Annotated in this window: 17 protein-coding genes and 1 other RNA gene; 8 read left to right on the top strand and 10 right to left on the bottom strand. The window is 68.7% G+C overall.

The window, feature by feature from the left end; translation table 11 throughout:
- Positions 1–232: a transfer-messenger RNA gene (gene ssrA / locus ABDV68_RS13025) on the bottom strand; the annotation flags it as partial.
- A 47-nt stretch (positions 233–279) separates the two neighbouring features.
- Here ssrA and ABDV68_RS13020 point away from each other — a divergent pair.
- The gene (locus ABDV68_RS13020; RefSeq protein ID WP_343520441.1) at positions 280–711 is read left to right on the top strand and encodes an Rrf2 family transcriptional regulator; all 432 of its coding nucleotides are present in this window, start codon (positions 280–282) and stop codon (positions 709–711) included.
- Here ABDV68_RS13020 and mscL read toward each other — a convergent pair.
- Complete coding sequence (gene mscL, locus ABDV68_RS13015; RefSeq protein WP_343520440.1) at positions 708–1,142, bottom strand: large conductance mechanosensitive channel protein MscL; 435 nt, start codon at positions 1,140–1,142, stop codon at positions 708–710. The two genes, ABDV68_RS13020 and mscL, sit on opposite strands and share 4 nt — an antisense overlap.
- A gap of 147 nt (positions 1,143–1,289) precedes the next feature.
- Here mscL and ABDV68_RS13010 point away from each other — a divergent pair, with 147 nt between their 5' ends.
- The 4 genes from ABDV68_RS13010 to ABDV68_RS12995 are packed head-to-tail and all read left to right on the top strand — an operon-like array spanning position 1,290 to position 3,936.
- Positions 1,290–1,880: a LemA family protein gene (locus ABDV68_RS13010; RefSeq protein ID WP_343520438.1), complete on the top strand. Its 591-nt coding sequence runs from the start codon at positions 1,290–1,292 to the stop codon at positions 1,878–1,880.
- Between the two features lie 24 nt (positions 1,881–1,904).
- Positions 1,905–2,720 carry a TPM domain-containing protein gene (locus ABDV68_RS13005; protein WP_343520437.1) on the top strand — a complete coding sequence of 272 codons (816 nt, stop codon included), beginning with the start codon at positions 1,905–1,907 and terminating at the stop codon, positions 2,718–2,720.
- Entirely contained in the window at positions 2,720–3,394 is a 675-nt protein-coding gene (locus ABDV68_RS13000) for a hypothetical protein (RefSeq protein ID WP_343520436.1), read from the top strand. Before ABDV68_RS13005 ends, ABDV68_RS13000 begins: the two co-directional genes overlap by 1 nt.
- Before the next feature lie 44 nt (positions 3,395–3,438).
- Positions 3,439–3,936, top strand: a complete 498-nt coding sequence (locus ABDV68_RS12995) for an NUDIX hydrolase (protein WP_343520443.1) — start codon at positions 3,439–3,441, stop codon at positions 3,934–3,936.
- Here the strand turns inward: ABDV68_RS12995 and ABDV68_RS12990 are convergent.
- From ABDV68_RS12990 to hrpB, 3 genes are read right to left on the bottom strand one after another with little or no spacing between them, the layout of a single operon-like run.
- Positions 3,918–4,268: a nuclear transport factor 2 family protein gene (locus ABDV68_RS12990; protein WP_343520435.1), complete on the bottom strand. Its 351-nt coding sequence runs from the start codon at positions 4,266–4,268 to the stop codon at positions 3,918–3,920. The two genes, ABDV68_RS12995 and ABDV68_RS12990, sit on opposite strands and share 19 nt — an antisense overlap.
- Entirely contained in the window at positions 4,265–4,546 is a 282-nt protein-coding gene (locus tag ABDV68_RS12985; protein WP_343520434.1) for an ETC complex I subunit, read from the bottom strand. The genes ABDV68_RS12990 and ABDV68_RS12985 overlap by 4 nt, the downstream gene beginning before the upstream one ends.
- A 10-nt stretch (positions 4,547–4,556) precedes the next feature.
- Entirely contained in the window at positions 4,557–7,028 is a 2,472-nt protein-coding gene (hrpB, locus tag ABDV68_RS12980) for an ATP-dependent helicase HrpB (RefSeq protein WP_343520433.1), read from the bottom strand.
- A 90-nt stretch (positions 7,029–7,118) separates the two neighbouring features.
- Between hrpB and ABDV68_RS12975 the strand changes: the two genes are divergently transcribed.
- A complete protein-coding gene (locus ABDV68_RS12975; protein WP_343520432.1) occupies positions 7,119–7,331 on the top strand; it encodes a hypothetical protein in 213 nt (70 codons plus the stop codon).
- Positions 7,332–7,393: 62 nt separating this feature from the next.
- Here ABDV68_RS12975 and ABDV68_RS12970 read toward each other — a convergent pair whose 3' ends face one another.
- A complete protein-coding gene (locus ABDV68_RS12970) occupies positions 7,394–8,419 on the bottom strand; it encodes a polyprenyl synthetase family protein (protein ID WP_343520431.1) in 1,026 nt (341 codons plus the stop codon).
- A 107-nt stretch (positions 8,420–8,526) separates the two neighbouring features.
- Here ABDV68_RS12970 and ABDV68_RS12965 point away from each other — a divergent pair, with 107 nt between their 5' ends.
- Both ABDV68_RS12965 and ABDV68_RS12960 read left to right on the top strand, forming a co-directional pair.
- Positions 8,527–8,817 carry a chorismate mutase gene (locus tag ABDV68_RS12965; RefSeq protein ID WP_343520429.1) on the top strand — a complete coding sequence of 97 codons (291 nt, stop codon included), beginning with the start codon at positions 8,527–8,529 and terminating at the stop codon, positions 8,815–8,817.
- 102 nt (positions 8,818–8,919) lie between these two features.
- Positions 8,920–11,826: a TonB-dependent receptor gene (locus tag ABDV68_RS12960; RefSeq protein WP_343520428.1), complete on the top strand. Its 2,907-nt coding sequence runs from the start codon at positions 8,920–8,922 to the stop codon at positions 11,824–11,826.
- 7 nt (positions 11,827–11,833) lie between these two features.
- On the opposite strand, the gene ABDV68_RS12955 is transcribed toward ABDV68_RS12960, so the two are convergent.
- The 4 genes from ABDV68_RS12955 to ABDV68_RS12940 all read right to left on the bottom strand — a co-directional run.
- Positions 11,834–12,739 carry a flagellar motor protein MotB gene (locus ABDV68_RS12955; protein ID WP_343520427.1) on the bottom strand — a complete coding sequence of 302 codons (906 nt, stop codon included), beginning with the start codon at positions 12,737–12,739 and terminating at the stop codon, positions 11,834–11,836.
- Between the two features lie 167 nt (positions 12,740–12,906).
- Positions 12,907–13,770 (bottom strand): flagellar motor stator protein MotA, encoded by an 864-nt coding sequence (gene motA, locus ABDV68_RS12950; protein ID WP_343520426.1) that lies wholly within the window; start codon positions 13,768–13,770, stop codon positions 12,907–12,909.
- Between the two features lie 274 nt (positions 13,771–14,044).
- Positions 14,045–14,953, bottom strand: coding sequence for a flagellar hook-associated protein FlgL (flgL, locus tag ABDV68_RS12945; RefSeq protein WP_343520442.1), 909 nt, complete (start codon positions 14,951–14,953; stop codon positions 14,045–14,047).
- Between the two features lie 5 nt (positions 14,954–14,958).
- Positions 14,959–15,614, bottom strand: a 656-nt coding sequence (locus ABDV68_RS12940) for a flagellar basal body rod C-terminal domain-containing protein (protein ID WP_343520425.1), incomplete at its 5' end; no start/stop codon positions are given.

Raw genomic sequence — 15,614 nt, 5'->3', positions numbered from 1 at the left:
TGTGTATAGGCCGTCGCGGTGGTCCCATTCCGAACGAAAACAGCGCTTTTCAACACACGTCGATCCTGGTTCGGCCCCGTCAGAAACGGTGTCCAGTACACCACCACTTGTGGTGGAGCCGCCGGGTACTGCCCCCGGGTCCGCTGCGTCTATTGCACGCCACAATTTATCGTCATAGCCGGGCGAACCCGGCAGAACCGATATAGGAACCCCAAATCCGATTGAAAAGAGCGGGATTTGGCCTTGTGAAGGCCATAAAGCGGGAGCAAATAACAGGATATGCTCACCCAGCGTTCCCGTTATGCCCTGCGCGCCATGCTGTTCCTGGCGAAGCAGCCGCGGGAAGGTGCGCCGACGCCGATGACGCGCATCGCGGCCGAGGCGAACGTGCCGCGCAAGTTCCTCGAGCTGATCCTTGCCGACCTGCGCGAGGCGGGGTTTCTCGATTCGACGCGCGGCAAGATGGGCGGCTACCGCCTGTCGCGGCCCAATCACATGATTTCGCTGGGTGAGATCATCCGCGTGATCGAGGGGCCGCTGGCGCTGGTGCCGTGCGTCAGCCGCACCGCCTATCGCCCGTGCCTCGACTGCAAGGACGAGACCGCCTGCGCGATCCGCCACGCCATGGCGCGGGTGCGCGACGAAACCGCGCGGATCCTCGACGGCACCAGCCTGGCGGACGCCACCGCCGAGGATCTCGCCGCGGCTTAAGCCGCGGCGTTGCGCTTCTTCAGTTCGTCGCGGATCTCGCGCAGCAGCACGACATCGGCGGGATCCTCGGCCGCGGCGGCCTGGGTTGCCGGGACGATTCGGTTCACCGCGCGCACCAGCAGGAAGATGATGAAGGCGACGATGAGGAAATTCACAGTCTGGGTGATGAACTCGCCATAGCCGAACAGCGGCACGCCGGCCTTTTTGAGCGCGGCATAGTCGGTCGAGCCCTGCAGGTTCGCCGGTACCTCGCCCAGCACCAGGAAATAGCTCGAGAAATCGAGCCCGCCGAAGATCTTGCCGATCACCGGCATGATGATGTCCTCGGTCAGCGACGTCACGATCTTGCCGAACGCGGCGCCGATGATGACCGCGACGGCGAGGTCGAGCACGTTGCCGCGCGCGATGAAGGCCTTGAATTCGTTGAGCATGGACGCACCCCTGAATTGCCTGTGCCGGAGCGAGGGTAACCGGGCGATTCGGGGGCGGCAACCCGGCTTTCCATTGCGAAGCGGGCAAGCGTCCCCTAACTTCGCAGGTGTCGTATCGATGCGACACACTTGGAGGGATGTTTCGACATGAAGCTTCGTCTCGTTGCCGCGCTGGTTTCCGCCGCCTTGCTCTCGGCCTGCGGCCTCAACAGCGTGCCCACCGCCGAGGAAGCGGCGAAGGCGCGTTGGGCCGATGTGCAGAGCGAGTACCAGCGTCGCGCAGACCTGATCCCCAACCTCGTCAACACGGTCAAAGGTTTCGCCGCGCAGGAAGAGCGCGTGCTGACGGAAGTCACCAACGCCAGGGCTCGCGCGACATCGGTGAATGTCACCGCCGAGCAACTCTCCGACCCGGCGCAGGTCGAGCAGTTCGAAGCGGCGCAAGGGGCGCTTAGCCAATCGCTCGGCCGACTGCTGATGGTGACGGAGAACTATCCGCAGCTCACCTCGAACGAGAACTTCAAGGCGCTACAGAACGAACTCGCGACAACCGAGAATCAGATCAACATCGCTCGCCGCGACTACAATTCCGCGGTGCAAAGCTATAACACCACGATTCGCACCTTCCCGGATTCGATTGGCGCGCGCATCTTCTATGGCGCCAAGCCGATGACGCCGTTTAAGGCAACTGCGCCGGCCGCCGAGACGCCTCCGACCGTCAACTTCGATAATAAGTGAGATTTGACGAGCGGAGCAGATGACATGACCGTCCGCTGGCTGATCGGCGCACTCCTGGCGCTTGCCGTGGCCGCGCAACCAGTCTCGGCACAGAGCTTTCCCAAGCGGACGATCGAGCCGGTGATCGATGCGGCGAACATCATCCCCGACGATCAGGAAGCCGAACTCTCCCGCATCCTCGACCAGTTCGAGCAGGAGAAGGGACAGCAGTTCGTCGTCGCGACCATACCCTCGTTGGAGGGGCGATCGATCGAAGACTATGGCTACCAACTGGGCCGGGAATGGGGAATCGGCCGCAAGGACGTGAACGATGGCGTCATCCTGATCGTGGCACCGAACGAGCGCAAGGTCCGGATCGAGGTCGGCTATGGTCTAACGCCCGTCCTCACGGCGCAGCTTTCCGGGGCGATTGTCAGCGACGTCATCCTCCCGCGCTTCCGCGAGGGCGACATGCCTGGGGGGATCCGGGCCGGTGCCGATGCGATATTGGAGCAGCTGCGCTTGCCTGCGCCGCAGGCCGAGGCGCGCGCCAAGCGTATTTTGGACGAGCGCAAGAAAAAGCGGGACAATGGTGGCTGGTTCGTCATCGCCTTCTGGATCTTCGTCATCCTGCTGATCGTGCTGCCGATCGTGATCGGTGCGGCACGCGGCAGGAAATATCGCGGCGGGCATGCCCCGGTGGTGATCTGGGGCCCGGGCCGGGGCGATGGCGGCTCCTCGTCCTGGAGTGGCGGGAGTTCGTGGGGCGGCGGCGGATCGTCCTGGGGCGGGGGCGGCGGCGGCGGCTTCTCGGGCGGCGGCGGGTCGTTCGGCGGCGGCGGCGCATCGGGGGGCTGGTGATGACGCGACGATTCACGAGCGACGAGCACGACCGGGTGACCGCGGCGGTCGCCGAGGCGGAGCGCGGCACCGACGGCGAGATCGTGACGATCGTCACCGACTGGTCGGACCATTATCACGACGTCTCGCTCTATTATGCCGCGGCGGTGATGCTGGCGGCGCTCGGGTTGTTCGCGGCGTTCCCGGCGCTGCTCGACGCCAAGCTGGCGCTGTTCACCGGCGGATGGGGCGAGGCGGAGCGGCATCTCCAGCTCGCGCTGCTGGTGGTGGTGCAGGCGGCGCTGTTCCTGATCGTGCGCTTCGGATTTGAGGCGCTGCCGTTCCGCGGCTTGCTGATCCCCCCGGCGGTTCGCGGCCGACGAGTGCGGCGGCGCGCGGTGCAGTTCTTCAAGGCGAGCGCGGAGAAGCGCACCGCGGCGCGGGTCGGCGTACTGCTCTATCTGAGCCTCGCCGAGCACCGCGCCGAGATCGTCGCCGACGAGGCGATCCTCGCCAAGGTCGATGACGGTGTTTGGGGCGAGGCGATGGTCACGCTGGTCGACCGCGTCCGTACGGGCGACCCGGCGGGCGGGATGGCCGGCGCGGTCGAGCGCATCGGCGCGGTGCTGGCGCAATATTTCCCCAAGACCGAAGCCGACGCCAACGAGCTTCCCGACCGGCTTATCGAGCTGTGAGCCTTCCCGATGCCCCCAATGACTGGGACGCGCCCGTCGAGACGATGTGGCAGGGCAGGTTCATCACCGCGAAGAAGCAGGGCCGCTGGGAATATGTCGCGCGCGCCCGCGGCATCCGCGCCGCGGTGATCGTGGCGATCGACGATGACGAGCAGCTGATCCTGGTCGAGCAGTATCGCGTGCCATTGGGCCGTGCCTGCCTCGAACTGCCCGCGGGGCTGGTCGGCGACGAGAGCGAGGACGAAGCGGTCGAGATCGCCGCCGCGCGCGAGTTGGAGGAGGAGACCGGCTATCGCGCGGGACGCGTCGAATCGCTCGGCGAATATTTCTCCTCGCCCGGCATGGTCAGCGAGAGCTTCACCCTGGTCCGCGCGCACGACCTGGTGCGCGCCGGCGAGGGCGGCGGCGTGGAGGGCGAGGGAATCACCGTCCATCGCGTGAAGCTCGCCGCCGTGCCGGACTTCGTCGCGGACTGCCGGGCACGCGGCATGGCGATCGACGTCAAGCTGCTGCTGGTGCTGGCTCAGTCGTTGCTGGCGTAGAGCCGCTCGAAGCTGAGACGGTCCCAATAGCCGCGCTGAAGCTGGATGCGGCCGTCGACGACGCGGAAGAAGCCGCAGCCGCGAAACCCCTTGGGATCGCGCCACTCCATCGCCGCCCATTCGCCGTCGGCCATGCGGTTGACCGGGATACAGACCATCTCGGCGGCGGCGAACTCGGCCGCGAACATCGCACGGATCGCGTCGCGGCCCTCGACCGGGGCGTTGGCGACCTGATGGTTGACCGCATCGTCATGATAGAGCGCGGCGAGCGCATCGGCGTCGCCGGCGTTGAACGCCGCGATCCAGCGGTCGAGCAGCTCGGCCGGAGTCACCGGAAATTGTCGGCGTAGGCCTGGAGCTTGAGCTTGCGCCGCGGCGCGGGGACGACGTGGAAGGCGATGCCTTCGCGCTCCGCATATTCCTTGGCCGCGTCGAGCGTCGGGAAGTTGAGGCGCAGCTGGTTGCGGGTGTCGCCCGAGCCGGCCCAGCCGGTCAGCGGATCGGGGCGCTGCTGCTCGCCGGGGTCGAATTCGAGCACCCAGCGATCGGTGCGGAAACGGCCCGACTGCATGGCGTTCTTCGGGCGCTGATAGATGCGTGCGGTGGACATGAGCTGCCCTTTATCGCGATCCGGCGCGCCGTGCATCCGCATTTTTGGTGCGCAGCGTCGCCGACGCCGCGGCGGGATCGTCGGGCCAGGGATGGCGAGGGTAGCGGCCGCGCATCTCCTTGGCGACGTCGGCCCAACTCCCCTTCCAGAAGCCCGGCAGGTCGCGCGTGGTCTGGATCGGCCGGCCCGCGGGCGAGGTGAGCGAGAGCACCAGCGGGGTGCCGTTGCCGAGCGTGGGGTGCGCGGCGAGGCCGAACAGCGCCTGGACGCGCAGCTCGACGGTGGGGCCGCCTTCCGCGGCATAGTCGATCTCGTGAGTCGAGCCCGCCGGAGTCTCGAACCGGGCCGGGGCGAGGCGGTCGAGTTGCTTCTGTCCGTCCCAGCCGAGACGGTTCTGCAGCACCTGAGTCAGCGCCTCGGGCGGGATGGCGTCAAGGCGGCGCTTGCCGGCAAGCAGCGGGGGCAGCCAGTCGTCGAGATCGGTGCGCAGGGCTTCGTCGGAGAGCGTGTCGAGACCCGCATAGGCGGCGCGTACCCGCAGCGCGCGGGCGCCTTCGGACCAGGGCAGCAGGCCGAGACCATGGGCGCGCACCCCTTCAAGCAGCGCGGCGGCGATCTCGCCGGAATCGGCCGCGCTGTCGGGGCCGCTCGACAGGCGGATCGCGCCGAGACGGCGTTCGCGCGCGGCTTCGACGCGACCAGTCGCTGGATCGAAGCGGACGGTGCGGCGCGTCTCGATGCGATGGCCGAACAGCGTTTCGATGCTGGCGGGATCGATCGGCGCGGCGGCGAGGATGCGCGCCCCCGCTGCCATGCCCTGGGTCTCGGCCACGGCCAGCCATTCATGGCGCGCGAGCGGGACGGTGGGATCGAGCCGGAAGCCGCGGCCGCCCGCCGAGGCCCAGGTCTCGCCCGAAGCGTCGCGGCGGCGCGCGATCCGGTCGGGAAAGGCAAGCGCGACGCATGCGGCGACTGCCTCGGGCGAATCCGGTTCGAGCATGGCGGCCGCAGCGCCGGCAACCAGCTTCGCCCAGCGCTCGGCGAGGCGGCGCGCATTCTCGGCGCGCTGGCCGCGTTCGCTGCGCCAGCGGCGCAGGCGGTGCTCGAGATCGGCGTCCGGCCCGCCCAGGCCACGCTCGCCGAGCAGCACGGCGACTTGCGCCGCGGTCGCCGCGAGGCCGATCTCGCCTGCCCGCGCGAGCATATGGCCGAGGCGCGGCGGGAGCGGCAGGCGCGCGATCGCCTTGCCGTGCGCGGTGGGGCGGCCGTCGGGGTCGAGCGCTTCGATTGCAGCGAGACGCGCGCGCGCTTCCTGCACCGCGGCATCGGGCGGCGGATCGAGCCAGTTGAGGCCGCGCGGATCGGCGACGCCCCACAGCGCGCAATCGAGGGTGAGCGCGGACAGGTCCGCTTCGAGGATCTCGGGCGGGTCGAAGCGTGGCAGACCGGCGGTTGCGGCGGCCTCCCACAGGCGATAGGCGACGCCCGGACCCTGGCGCGCGGCGCGGCCGGCGCGCTGAGTGACCGACGCCTGGCTCGCGCGCTCGGTGACGAGCCGGGTCATCCCCGCGGCGCGATCGTAGCGCGGGCGCCGGGCAAGGCCGGAATCGACCACGACCCGGATACCGTCCAGGGTCAGCGAGGTCTCGGCGATCGAGGTGGCGAGCACGAGCTTGCGGCAACCTTCGCGATCGGGCGCGATCGCGGCGCGCTGCGCGGCGGGGTCGAGGCTGCCGTGGAGCTTGTGCAACGCGATGCCGGGGAGGTCGCCGAGCCGTTCGGCGGTGCGCTCGATCTCGGCGACGCCGGGGAGGAAGGCGAGAATGCCGCCGGTTTCCTCGCGCAGCGCCAGCCGGCATGCCGCAGCGACCGAATCCTCGATCCGCGCCTCCGCCGCGCGGCCGAGATGGCGCAGCTCGAGCGGATAGCTGCGGCCTTCGCTTAGGATGACCGGCGCAGGGTCGTTCGGTTCACTGGCCATCAGCGCCGAGAAGCGGGCGCCGTCGAGCGTGGCGGACATCGCGACCAGGCGCAGGTCCGGCCGGAGCGCGGCCTGCGCGTCGAGCGCCAGCGCGAGGCCGAAATCGCTGTCGAGGCTGCGCTCATGCACCTCGTCGAACAGCACCGCGGAGATGCCGGCGAGCTCGGGATCGGCCTGGATGCGGTTGACGAAGATTCCTTCGGTCACGACCGTCACTCGCGTCGCAGCCGAGCGGCGGGTGTCCATGCGCGTGGCATAGCCGTAAGTCTTGCCGACCGGCTCGTCGGCGAGCCCGGCCATACGCTCGGCCGCGGCGCGCGCGGCGAGTCGGCGGGGGGAGAGCAGCAGGATCTCGCCGCTGCACCAGCTCTCGGTGAGCAAAGCGGGCGCGACCGCGGTGGTCTTGCCCGCGCCGGGCGGGGCGACCAGCACCGCATTGCTCCTCGCGCGCAGTGCGGCGAGCAGATCGGGGAGCACGGCATGGATCGGCAGCGCGTTCACGACCTCGCCCTACGCATTTTACCGCAATGCTTGAAGCGCCATGGCACTCAATCGCGCGGCGCGCGTTGCGCGATTTGAAGGAGACCGGTCATGGCACGCACGCTTTCCAGCTTCAGCATTACCGCCGACGGCAAGGGCGACTATCTGATCAGCATCGAAGACGAGGACGGCGAGACGATCGAGCTCACCGCGAGCTACGACCAGCTCGACATGATCAGCGAGGCGATCGACGACGCCCTCGACGAGGACGAGGAGGACGCGCTGGGCGTCGAGGAGGACGAGGACGAGGAGAGCGAGGCTTAAGCGGTCCTTTCACCCTCCCCCTGGCGGGGGAGGATAGAGGGGAACGGTCGAGGGCGTCGGCGTCAATAAGCCCGCGCGACCGCGAACTCGACCGCCTCGATCATCGCGTCCTTGGCGGCGCTGGCCGGGAAGATGCCGAGCGCATCGATCGCGCGCTGGCCATAGTGGCGCGCACGCGCGAGCGTGTCGTCGACCGCGCGGCTCGAGCGCACCAGCTCGACCGCATGGGCGAAGTCCGCGTCGCTCGCGCGGCGCCCGAGCACGGCTTCCTTCCAGAAGGCGCGGTCGTCCTCGCCGCCGCGGGCATAAGCGAGGATGACGGGAAGCGTCATCTTGCCCTCGCGGAAATCGTCGCCCGCGTCCTTGCCCATCGTGCCCGAGTCGGAGACATAGTCGATCGCGTCGTCGACCAGCTGGAACGCGATGCCGAGATTGCGGCCATAGGCGTCGAGTGCCGCTTCCTCGCCCTCGGGCCGCTCGGCGACGACCGCGGCGATACGGCAGGCGGCGGCGAATAGCGCAGCGGTCTTGGCGCCGATGATCTCGAGATAACGCTCCTCGGCGAGATCGATGCGGCGCGCGGCGGTGAGCTGGTTGACCTCGCCCTCGGCGATCACCGCCGAAGCGTTGGAGAGAATCTTGAGCACCTTGAGGCTGCCGTCCTCGACCATCAGCTCGAAGCTGCGCGAGAACAGGAAGTCGCCGACCAGCACGCTCGCCGGATTGCCCCAGATCAGATTGGCGGTGCGCTTGCCGCGGCGCAGGTCCGAGCCGTCGACGACGTCGTCGTGGAGCAGCGTCGCGGTATGGATGAACTCGACCGCGGCGGCGAGCCGATGATGGCGCGCGCCCGAATAGTCGAGCAGCCGCGCGCTCGCCAGCGTCAGCATCGGCCGCATGCGCTTGCCGCCGCCGGCGATCAGGTGCCCGGCCAGTTCGGGGATCAGCGGGATCTGCGACTGCATGCGGTCGAGGATCACGGCGTTGACGAGATTCATGTCGGCGGCGACCAGCGCGATCATCGGTTCGAGCGAGGGCTCCGCCCCGCGGCCGATACGATGGCCAATGTTGTGAACGGTCGCGCTCATGCTGGGCGCGATGTGGCTGCAACGCGGGCGAAAGGCAAGTGCAGCGGGGCTTGCGCGCCGGTAAAAGCGGCGCAACAAGCGCGCGACTTCAGCAAACGGGACATTTCATGAGCGACGAGACGCTGCAACGCTATCGCCAGAGCATCGACCGGATCGACGCCGCGCTCGTCTTCCTGCTCGCCGAACGCTTCCAGATCACTCAGGCGGTGGGGCGCCACAAGGCCGAGACCGGTCTGCCGCCGGCCGACCCGGGGCGCGAGGAGCGGCAGATCGCGCGCCTGCGCGAGCTCGCTGCGCAAGCCGATCTCGATCCCGAATTCTCCGAGAAGTTCCTGCGCTTCATCATCGACGAGGTGATCCGCCACCATGCGCGGATGCAGGGGCACGACGCCGGCTGAGACGTTCAGCCGCACTAATTTTCCGCCCGGCACATTTTTGCGACATATCATATTTATTGAGGCGGCGGACGGCTATGTGGGCCGGACGAGCGGGAGGGACGAATGCGGCGCGTGGCGTGGGTAGTGACGGGGTTGATGGCGACGGCCGCACCGATGGCGATGGCGGCTGCCCAGGAAGCGCCGGCATCGGCGCCCGCCACCGCGCAGGAAGAGACGCCTCCCGCCCCCGATGCCGGCGGCGATGCGGGCGAGGAGCTCGAAGGCGAGGAAGTGGTCGTCACCGGCCAGCTGCGCGGCGCGGTGCCGGGCGACGTCAAGCCGGAGGTCATGCTCGGCGCGGCGGATATCCGCGCGTACGGCGCGTCGAACGTCAGCGAGCTGATCGAGCAGCTCGCGCCGCAGCTGGGCAGCAGCGCGGGACGCGGCGGGGAGCAGCCGGTGATCCTGCTGAGCGGCCGGCGGTCGAGCCTGCAGGAAGTCGCCCGGCTGCCGTCCGAGGCGATCGAGCGCGTCGATATCCTGCCCGAGGAAGCGGCGCTGCGCTTTGGCTACAGCGCGACCCAGAAGGTGCTGAACATCGTGCTGCGGCCGCGCTTCCAGGCCGTGACTGCCGAGATCCAGGGCCGCGTTCCCACCGCCGGTGGCAACGCGCAAACCGAAACCGACCTCAACATCACCAAGATCACGCGCAACGGGCGGATCGAGTTCGATATGCAGCTCGATACCCGATCCGGCATCCTCGAGAGCGAACGGGGCGTGACGCGGGCGCCGACCCGCCTGTTCGATACGCGCGGGAACATCACCGGCATCGACGGCGGTGAGATCGATCCGGCGCTGAGCGCGGCGGCGGGAACCATCGTCACCGTGGCCGGGGTCCCGGATGCAGCGGCGAGCGGGCCGCTCGGCCTGGGCGCATTCGCGGCCAACGCCAACAGCGCGAACGTCACCGACCTGTCGCGCTATCGGACGCTGATCAACCCGCAGCGCAACATCGAGATCGGCGGCCGCTACAGCCGGACGCTCTCGCCGACCGTGCGCGCGACGGCCAACGTCCAGTTGACCGCGCGGCAGAGCGAGGCCCTGCTCGGCCTGCCGACGGCGACGCTGCGCCTGCCGGCGGGGAATCCGTTTTCGCCGTTCTCGCAAGACGTGCAGGTCATGCGCTATCTCGACGAGCTCGCCCCGCTCTCGCGGCGGGAGGACGGCCAGACACTGCAGACCGGCTTCACGATCAATGGCGACCAGTCGCCATGGTCGGCCAGATGGGGCTGGTCGGTGACCGGCGGCTATGACCGTTCCTGGTCGGATACGGTGACCAGCACGGGCGTGTACGCCGACGCGGCGCAGAGCGCGCTAAACGCCGGCGATCCGGGCTTCAACCCGTTCGCACCGATCCCGCTTCGCTTGCTGTCGGTCCGGCCATCCGACACCGCCAGCTCGCAGTCGAGCCTCGCGCGAATCGATGCCCTCACCAACGGGCCGCTGTTCAAATTGCCCGCCGGCGACGTGACCACCAGCATCCGCATCGCCGGGACGACGCGTGACTTGTCGAGCCAGTCCTTCCGCTCGGATGTGTTCCGCGAGACCGAGATTTCGCGCGACACCGCGAGCGTGCGCGGCAACATCAACCTGCCGATCGCGAGCCGCAATCGCGCCGTGCTCGGTGCGATCGGCGACCTTTCGGTCTTCGCCAATGCCGAGGTGGAGGAAGTCTCGGACTTCGGACGTCTGACGACCACCGGCTATGGCCTCAACTGGCGCCCGCTCACGCAAGTGACGTTCATCGCCAACTGGACCAGCGACAGCAACGCGCCCTCGCCCGAGCAGCTGGGCGACCCGGTGATCAGCACGCCCAATGTCCCGGTGTTCGACTATGTGCGCGGCGAGAGCGTCGACGTGACGCGGATCACCGGCGGCAATCCGCTGCTGCGCGCGGACCGGCGCGACGTGATGCGGCTGGGCACCTATATCCGCCCGTTCTCGGAAACCGACCTGACGATCCGCGCAAACTATACCGAGCAGACGTATCGCAGCCGCGCACAGAACTTCCCCGCGCTTACGGCCGAGGTTCAGGCGGCGTTCCCGAGCCGGTTCGTGCGGGATGGTGAGGGCCGGCTGCTCAGTGTCGATGCGCGGCCGATCAATTCGGGCCGGGGCGAGCAGCGGAGCCTCAATTGGGGTGTCAGCCTGGGCCTGCCGCTGCCGTCGCCCAATGCCAAGCGCCGCCAGGCGGAGATGGCGCGCTTCCGCGAGGCGATGGCGGAATCCCGCCGCACGGGCGAGCCGCTTCCACCCGAATTCTCCGCCCGCATGGACGATTTCCGCCGCCTGCGGCAGCAGGAGAGCATCCTTGGTGGCGGTCAGCGTGGGCAGGGCCGGCAGCAGGGGCAGGGCGAGCAACAGGGACAACGGCAGGGTCAGAACCAAGGCCCGGGATCACGGGAGCCCGGACAGGGCCCTGGCCGGTTCGCTGGCGCTGGCGGCGGCGGTGGTCGCGGAGGATTTGGCGGAGGGCGCCGCGGCGGGGGCGGCGGAAACCAGCTCCGCTTCGACATCCAGCACGATTGGCTGATCGAGGACCAGTCGGAAATCGCGCCCGGAATCGTGATCAGCCGCCTGACCGGCGATTCGGGCGATCCCACGCCGGCGCATCGCGTCCGAGGCTCGGTGAACGTGCGCTATGACTGGCTGCGCGCGAACCTGCGCGGCACCTGGGCGAGCGGTTCGCGCACTTCGAGCGGCCTGGCCGGCAACGCCACGGTGCTCGACTTCGGCAGCCTCACCACCTTCAACTTCGAGGCCGGGGTGCGTCCCGCCGAATATATGGACGCGGGCCTCAAGCACCCGTGGCTCCGCGGCGTGCAGGTCGAGCTTCAGGTGATCAACATCTTCGATGCGCGGCAGCGCGTCGTCGACCAGAATGGCGTGACCCCCGCGGCGTATCTGCCGAACCTGAGGGACCGAACCGGACGAGTCGTCCAGCTTTCGCTCCGCAAGCAGTTCTTCTGACCGGTCCCTACCGGTCGAGCTTGCTCTTCCGGTACAGCAGGGTGATCGCGACGCGGCGGTTGCGCGGGTCGGCGGGGTTGGTCTTGAGCAGCGGCTCGCGGTCGGCGACGCCTTCGATGCGCTCGAAGCGGGGCTCGGCGACGCCGCCCGCGGCGAGGCGGCGGCGCGTCTCTTCCGAGCGCGCGCTGGAGAGCATCCAGTTGTTCATATTCTGCGGATCGCCATAGCCGAGGCTGTCGGTATGGCCGCGGATCATGATCGGATTCTCCGAATCCGCGATCGATTCCGCCACCATCGCGACGAGCTTCGCCGCTTCGGGCACGAAGCTGGTCGTGCCGAGCGCGAACATCGAATAGTCGGCATTGTCCATGAGGTCGATGCGCATGCCGTCGCGCGTCGGCACGAAACGGACATGCTTGCCGAGCTTGGCGAGCCCGGGCGTGGTCTTGATGCGCCGCTCGATCTCCGCCTTCATCCTGGCGAAGCCCTTGCGGTCCTGCGCGTCCATCGCCTCCTTGTTCTTGAGGCTGCCCTGCTCGCCGGTGCCGACGCGGTCGCCGCCCTGCGCGCCGGCGGGGATCGTCATCGACCGCGTGCCGGTCTGCTTGGCCATGGTCGGGTAATTGTCCTTGCCCTGCAGCGCGTCGCCGCCGAGCAGGCCGTTGGAGCCGGCGCTGTTCTGCTTGAACTCGATCAGGGTGGGCGCGAAATAGTCGGCGAGCGCCTTGCGCTGCTTCTCGTTGGTCGCGCCGAGCAGCCACATCAGCAGGAAGAACGCCATCATCGCGGTGACGAAGTCGGCATAGGCGACCTTCCACGCGCCGCCATGATGACCCCCGCCGCCCTCGACGATGATCTTCTTGACGATGATCTTGGGCGGCTGTTTCGCCGCGTGGGGCGCACGCGCGGTCATGGTCGCAGCCTGACCGGCGTTACGGCACGCTGTTCCCCGGCGCAGGCCGGGGCCCAGGATCGACGCAGTTCAGGCGGTATCCCGCCTTCGTAGCCGCTCGCGCCTGGACCCCGGCCTGCGCCGGGGAACAGGCTGTGTTCCGATGAATGCGACTCGGGCATCATGAATCACCGTCCGCGCAGGCCGTCGAACACTTCGGCGAAGCCGGGCTGGTTGTGGTGTGCGATGCCCGAGCGCGCCGCCTCGATCACCAGCGGCTGCGGGTGGCCGTGGAGCGAGGCTATGATGATCTGCTTGACCGTGTGATAGATCGCGGCGTCGGCATCGATGATCTGCTTGAGGCGCCCGGCCAGCGGCCCGACCAGGCCATAGGCGAGCAGCACGCCGAGGAAGGTGCCGACCAGCGCCGAGCCGATCATCGCGCCGAGGATCGCCGGCGGCTTGTCGATCGAGCCCATCGTCTTGACCACGCCGAGCACCGCCGCGACGATGCCGAGCGCCGGCAGCGCGTCGGCGAGCCCCTGCAGCGCATGCTGCGGCTCCTCGACATGGTGGTGGTGAGTCTTGATGGCGTTGTCCATCACGTCCTCGACCGCGTGCACGTCGAGCGTGCCCGACGAGACGACGACCAGGCGCAGCGTGTCCGAGATCAGATCGACCAGCGTGTGATCGGCGAGCAGGCGCGGATATTCGGCGAAGATCGCGGAGGACTTCGGGTCCTCGACATGCGGCTCGAGCGCGATCGGGCCATCGACGCGCAGCATCTTCATCAGCTTGCTGACGAGGAAGATGACGTCGAGGTAATCCTGCTTCTTGTACTTGGGACCCTTGAGCACCTTCATGAAGCCGCCGCCGAGCGCCTTGAGCTCGCGGCCGCTGTTGCCGATGATCAGCGCGCCCAGCGCGGCGCCGCCGATGATCAGCATCTCGTGCGGCAGCGCCTGCAGCACGGGCTCGAGCGCGCCGCCGGTGATGGCGAAGCCGCCGAACACCATGGCGATGAGGACGACGAAACCGATTGCTGGAAACATGACTTCGCGTGGCCCCCCGGCGCTGGCTTGGTTACTCGTAGAAACGACAGCGCGGGCCCGAACTTGAGGGAAAAAGCGCTAGGATGTGGTTAACGGGACAGTCCGGGCCGGTTCGATATCGGCGCCGCCCGGCCGGAAGTTGACACAGGGTTTACACTATGCGCCCCCGACGTGCCCCTCTCGACGCGACACACGCGAACAAGGCGAGGCATGTCAGAACAAAATCAGAACAAATCCAACATTGCAAGCCGAAATCGTCGAGAGTGTCCCCGGCTCAACGCAGGTAATCGAACAGCGACAGGCCGGTGAGCTTGGTGAAGCTCGCCTGGGTCGCCTGGAGGATCGTCAGCGTCTTCTGCAGCTCGGCGATCGCGGTCGAGGTGTCGATCTCCTCGATGCCGCTCCGGGTCGCCTCGCGCGCGGTGTCGATGTCGACGAGGCGCTCGGCCTCGAGGTCCATGCGGAAGGCGCGCGCGCCGACCGAGGCGCGGGTGGTGCCGAGCTGGTCGAGCGCGGCGTCGAGATCGGTCATCGCGGTCTCGACCCCGCCCGGCTCGGCGCCGGGCTGGAGCGCGGCGGCGAAGGCGGCGAGGATCGCGAACATGTCGGTCGCGCCATTGGCGCCCGGGATGTTGCCGAAGGCGCGCGCGCCGGTCTCGGTCGCGGCGATGTCGACGCCGTCGCCGACCGGGATCGGCGCCGCCTCGCCCGAACCGGCATAGGCGATCGAGCCGTCGGGCTGGCGGGCATAGGCGGCGTCGCCCGCCGCGCCGCCGAACAGCGGCTGGCCGCGGCTGTCCTTGGTGTTCGCCACGCCGAGCAGGTCGGTGATGATCGCCTCGACTTCCTTGAGGATCGCGGCGCGGCCCTCGGGCGTCACGGTGTCGCTGTTGGCCTGGATCGCGAAGGCCTTGGCGCGCTGGAGCTGAGTCTCGACCGTCTCGAGCGCGGCGTCGGTCGAGGCGAGCAGCGACTGCGCCATCTTGACGTTCTCGCCATACACGCCGTCGTCGGACGCGGCGCGCTTGAGACCGGAGAGCTGCTGCCAGCCCGAGGCGCTGTCCGAGGGCGCGAGGATCTTCTTGCCCGTCGCGATCTGCACCTGCAGCTTGTCGGCCTGGCTGGTCAGGCTCTTCATCAGCAGCGAGGGCCGCTCATAGGTCTGATTGGTCGTCACGCGCATCGCGGTCACCGGATGTTGAAGATGGCGTCGAGCGTCTCGCGCGCGACCTGGATGACGCGGCTCGACGCCTGATAGGCTTGCTGGAAGCGGATCAGGTCGACCGCTTCCTCGTCGACATTGACGCCCGCGAGCGAATCGCGCGCCGCGGCGGCGTTGCTGCGGATCGTCGACTGGACCTCGGCGATCGAGCGGCGGCCGGCGAGCGCGCTGGCGTTGTCGGTGGTGAGCTTGGTCAGCCCGGCCTCGAACTTGCCGTCGGTGCGCAGCGCGGCGAGGTTGGCGAGATTGGCGTTGCTGCGCTCGCCGCCGCCCGGCGCCGCGGCGGCGATGCCGCGCGGATCGTCGAGCACGAGCTGAAAGTCGGACGCGCCCGTCGCGCTGAACATCGCGGCGCCGGCATTGCCGTCGAGATCCGCGCCGCCCGCCTGGACCGCGTTGACGCCATTGGCGAGATCGACGGCGATACGATCGAGCGCGTCGCGCGCATCGGCGACGCGAGCCGCGCCCTCGGCGATGCCGGCGAGCGCGCCGCCGCCCGGGCTCAGCGCATGGCTGCCGTCGATGCCGTAGACCGCGAACGTGACGGCGCCGTTCGGTCCGCGCGCATAGGTCGCGGCCGCGGCATGACTGCCCTGCACGGGCAGCGGCCCGCCCGCGCCGG

This window comes from Sphingomonas sp. (assembly GCF_039595165.1).
Taxonomy (GTDB): domain Bacteria; phylum Pseudomonadota; class Alphaproteobacteria; order Sphingomonadales; family Sphingomonadaceae; genus Sphingomonas.
This window is presented reverse-complemented; position numbering and strand designations above follow the sequence as displayed.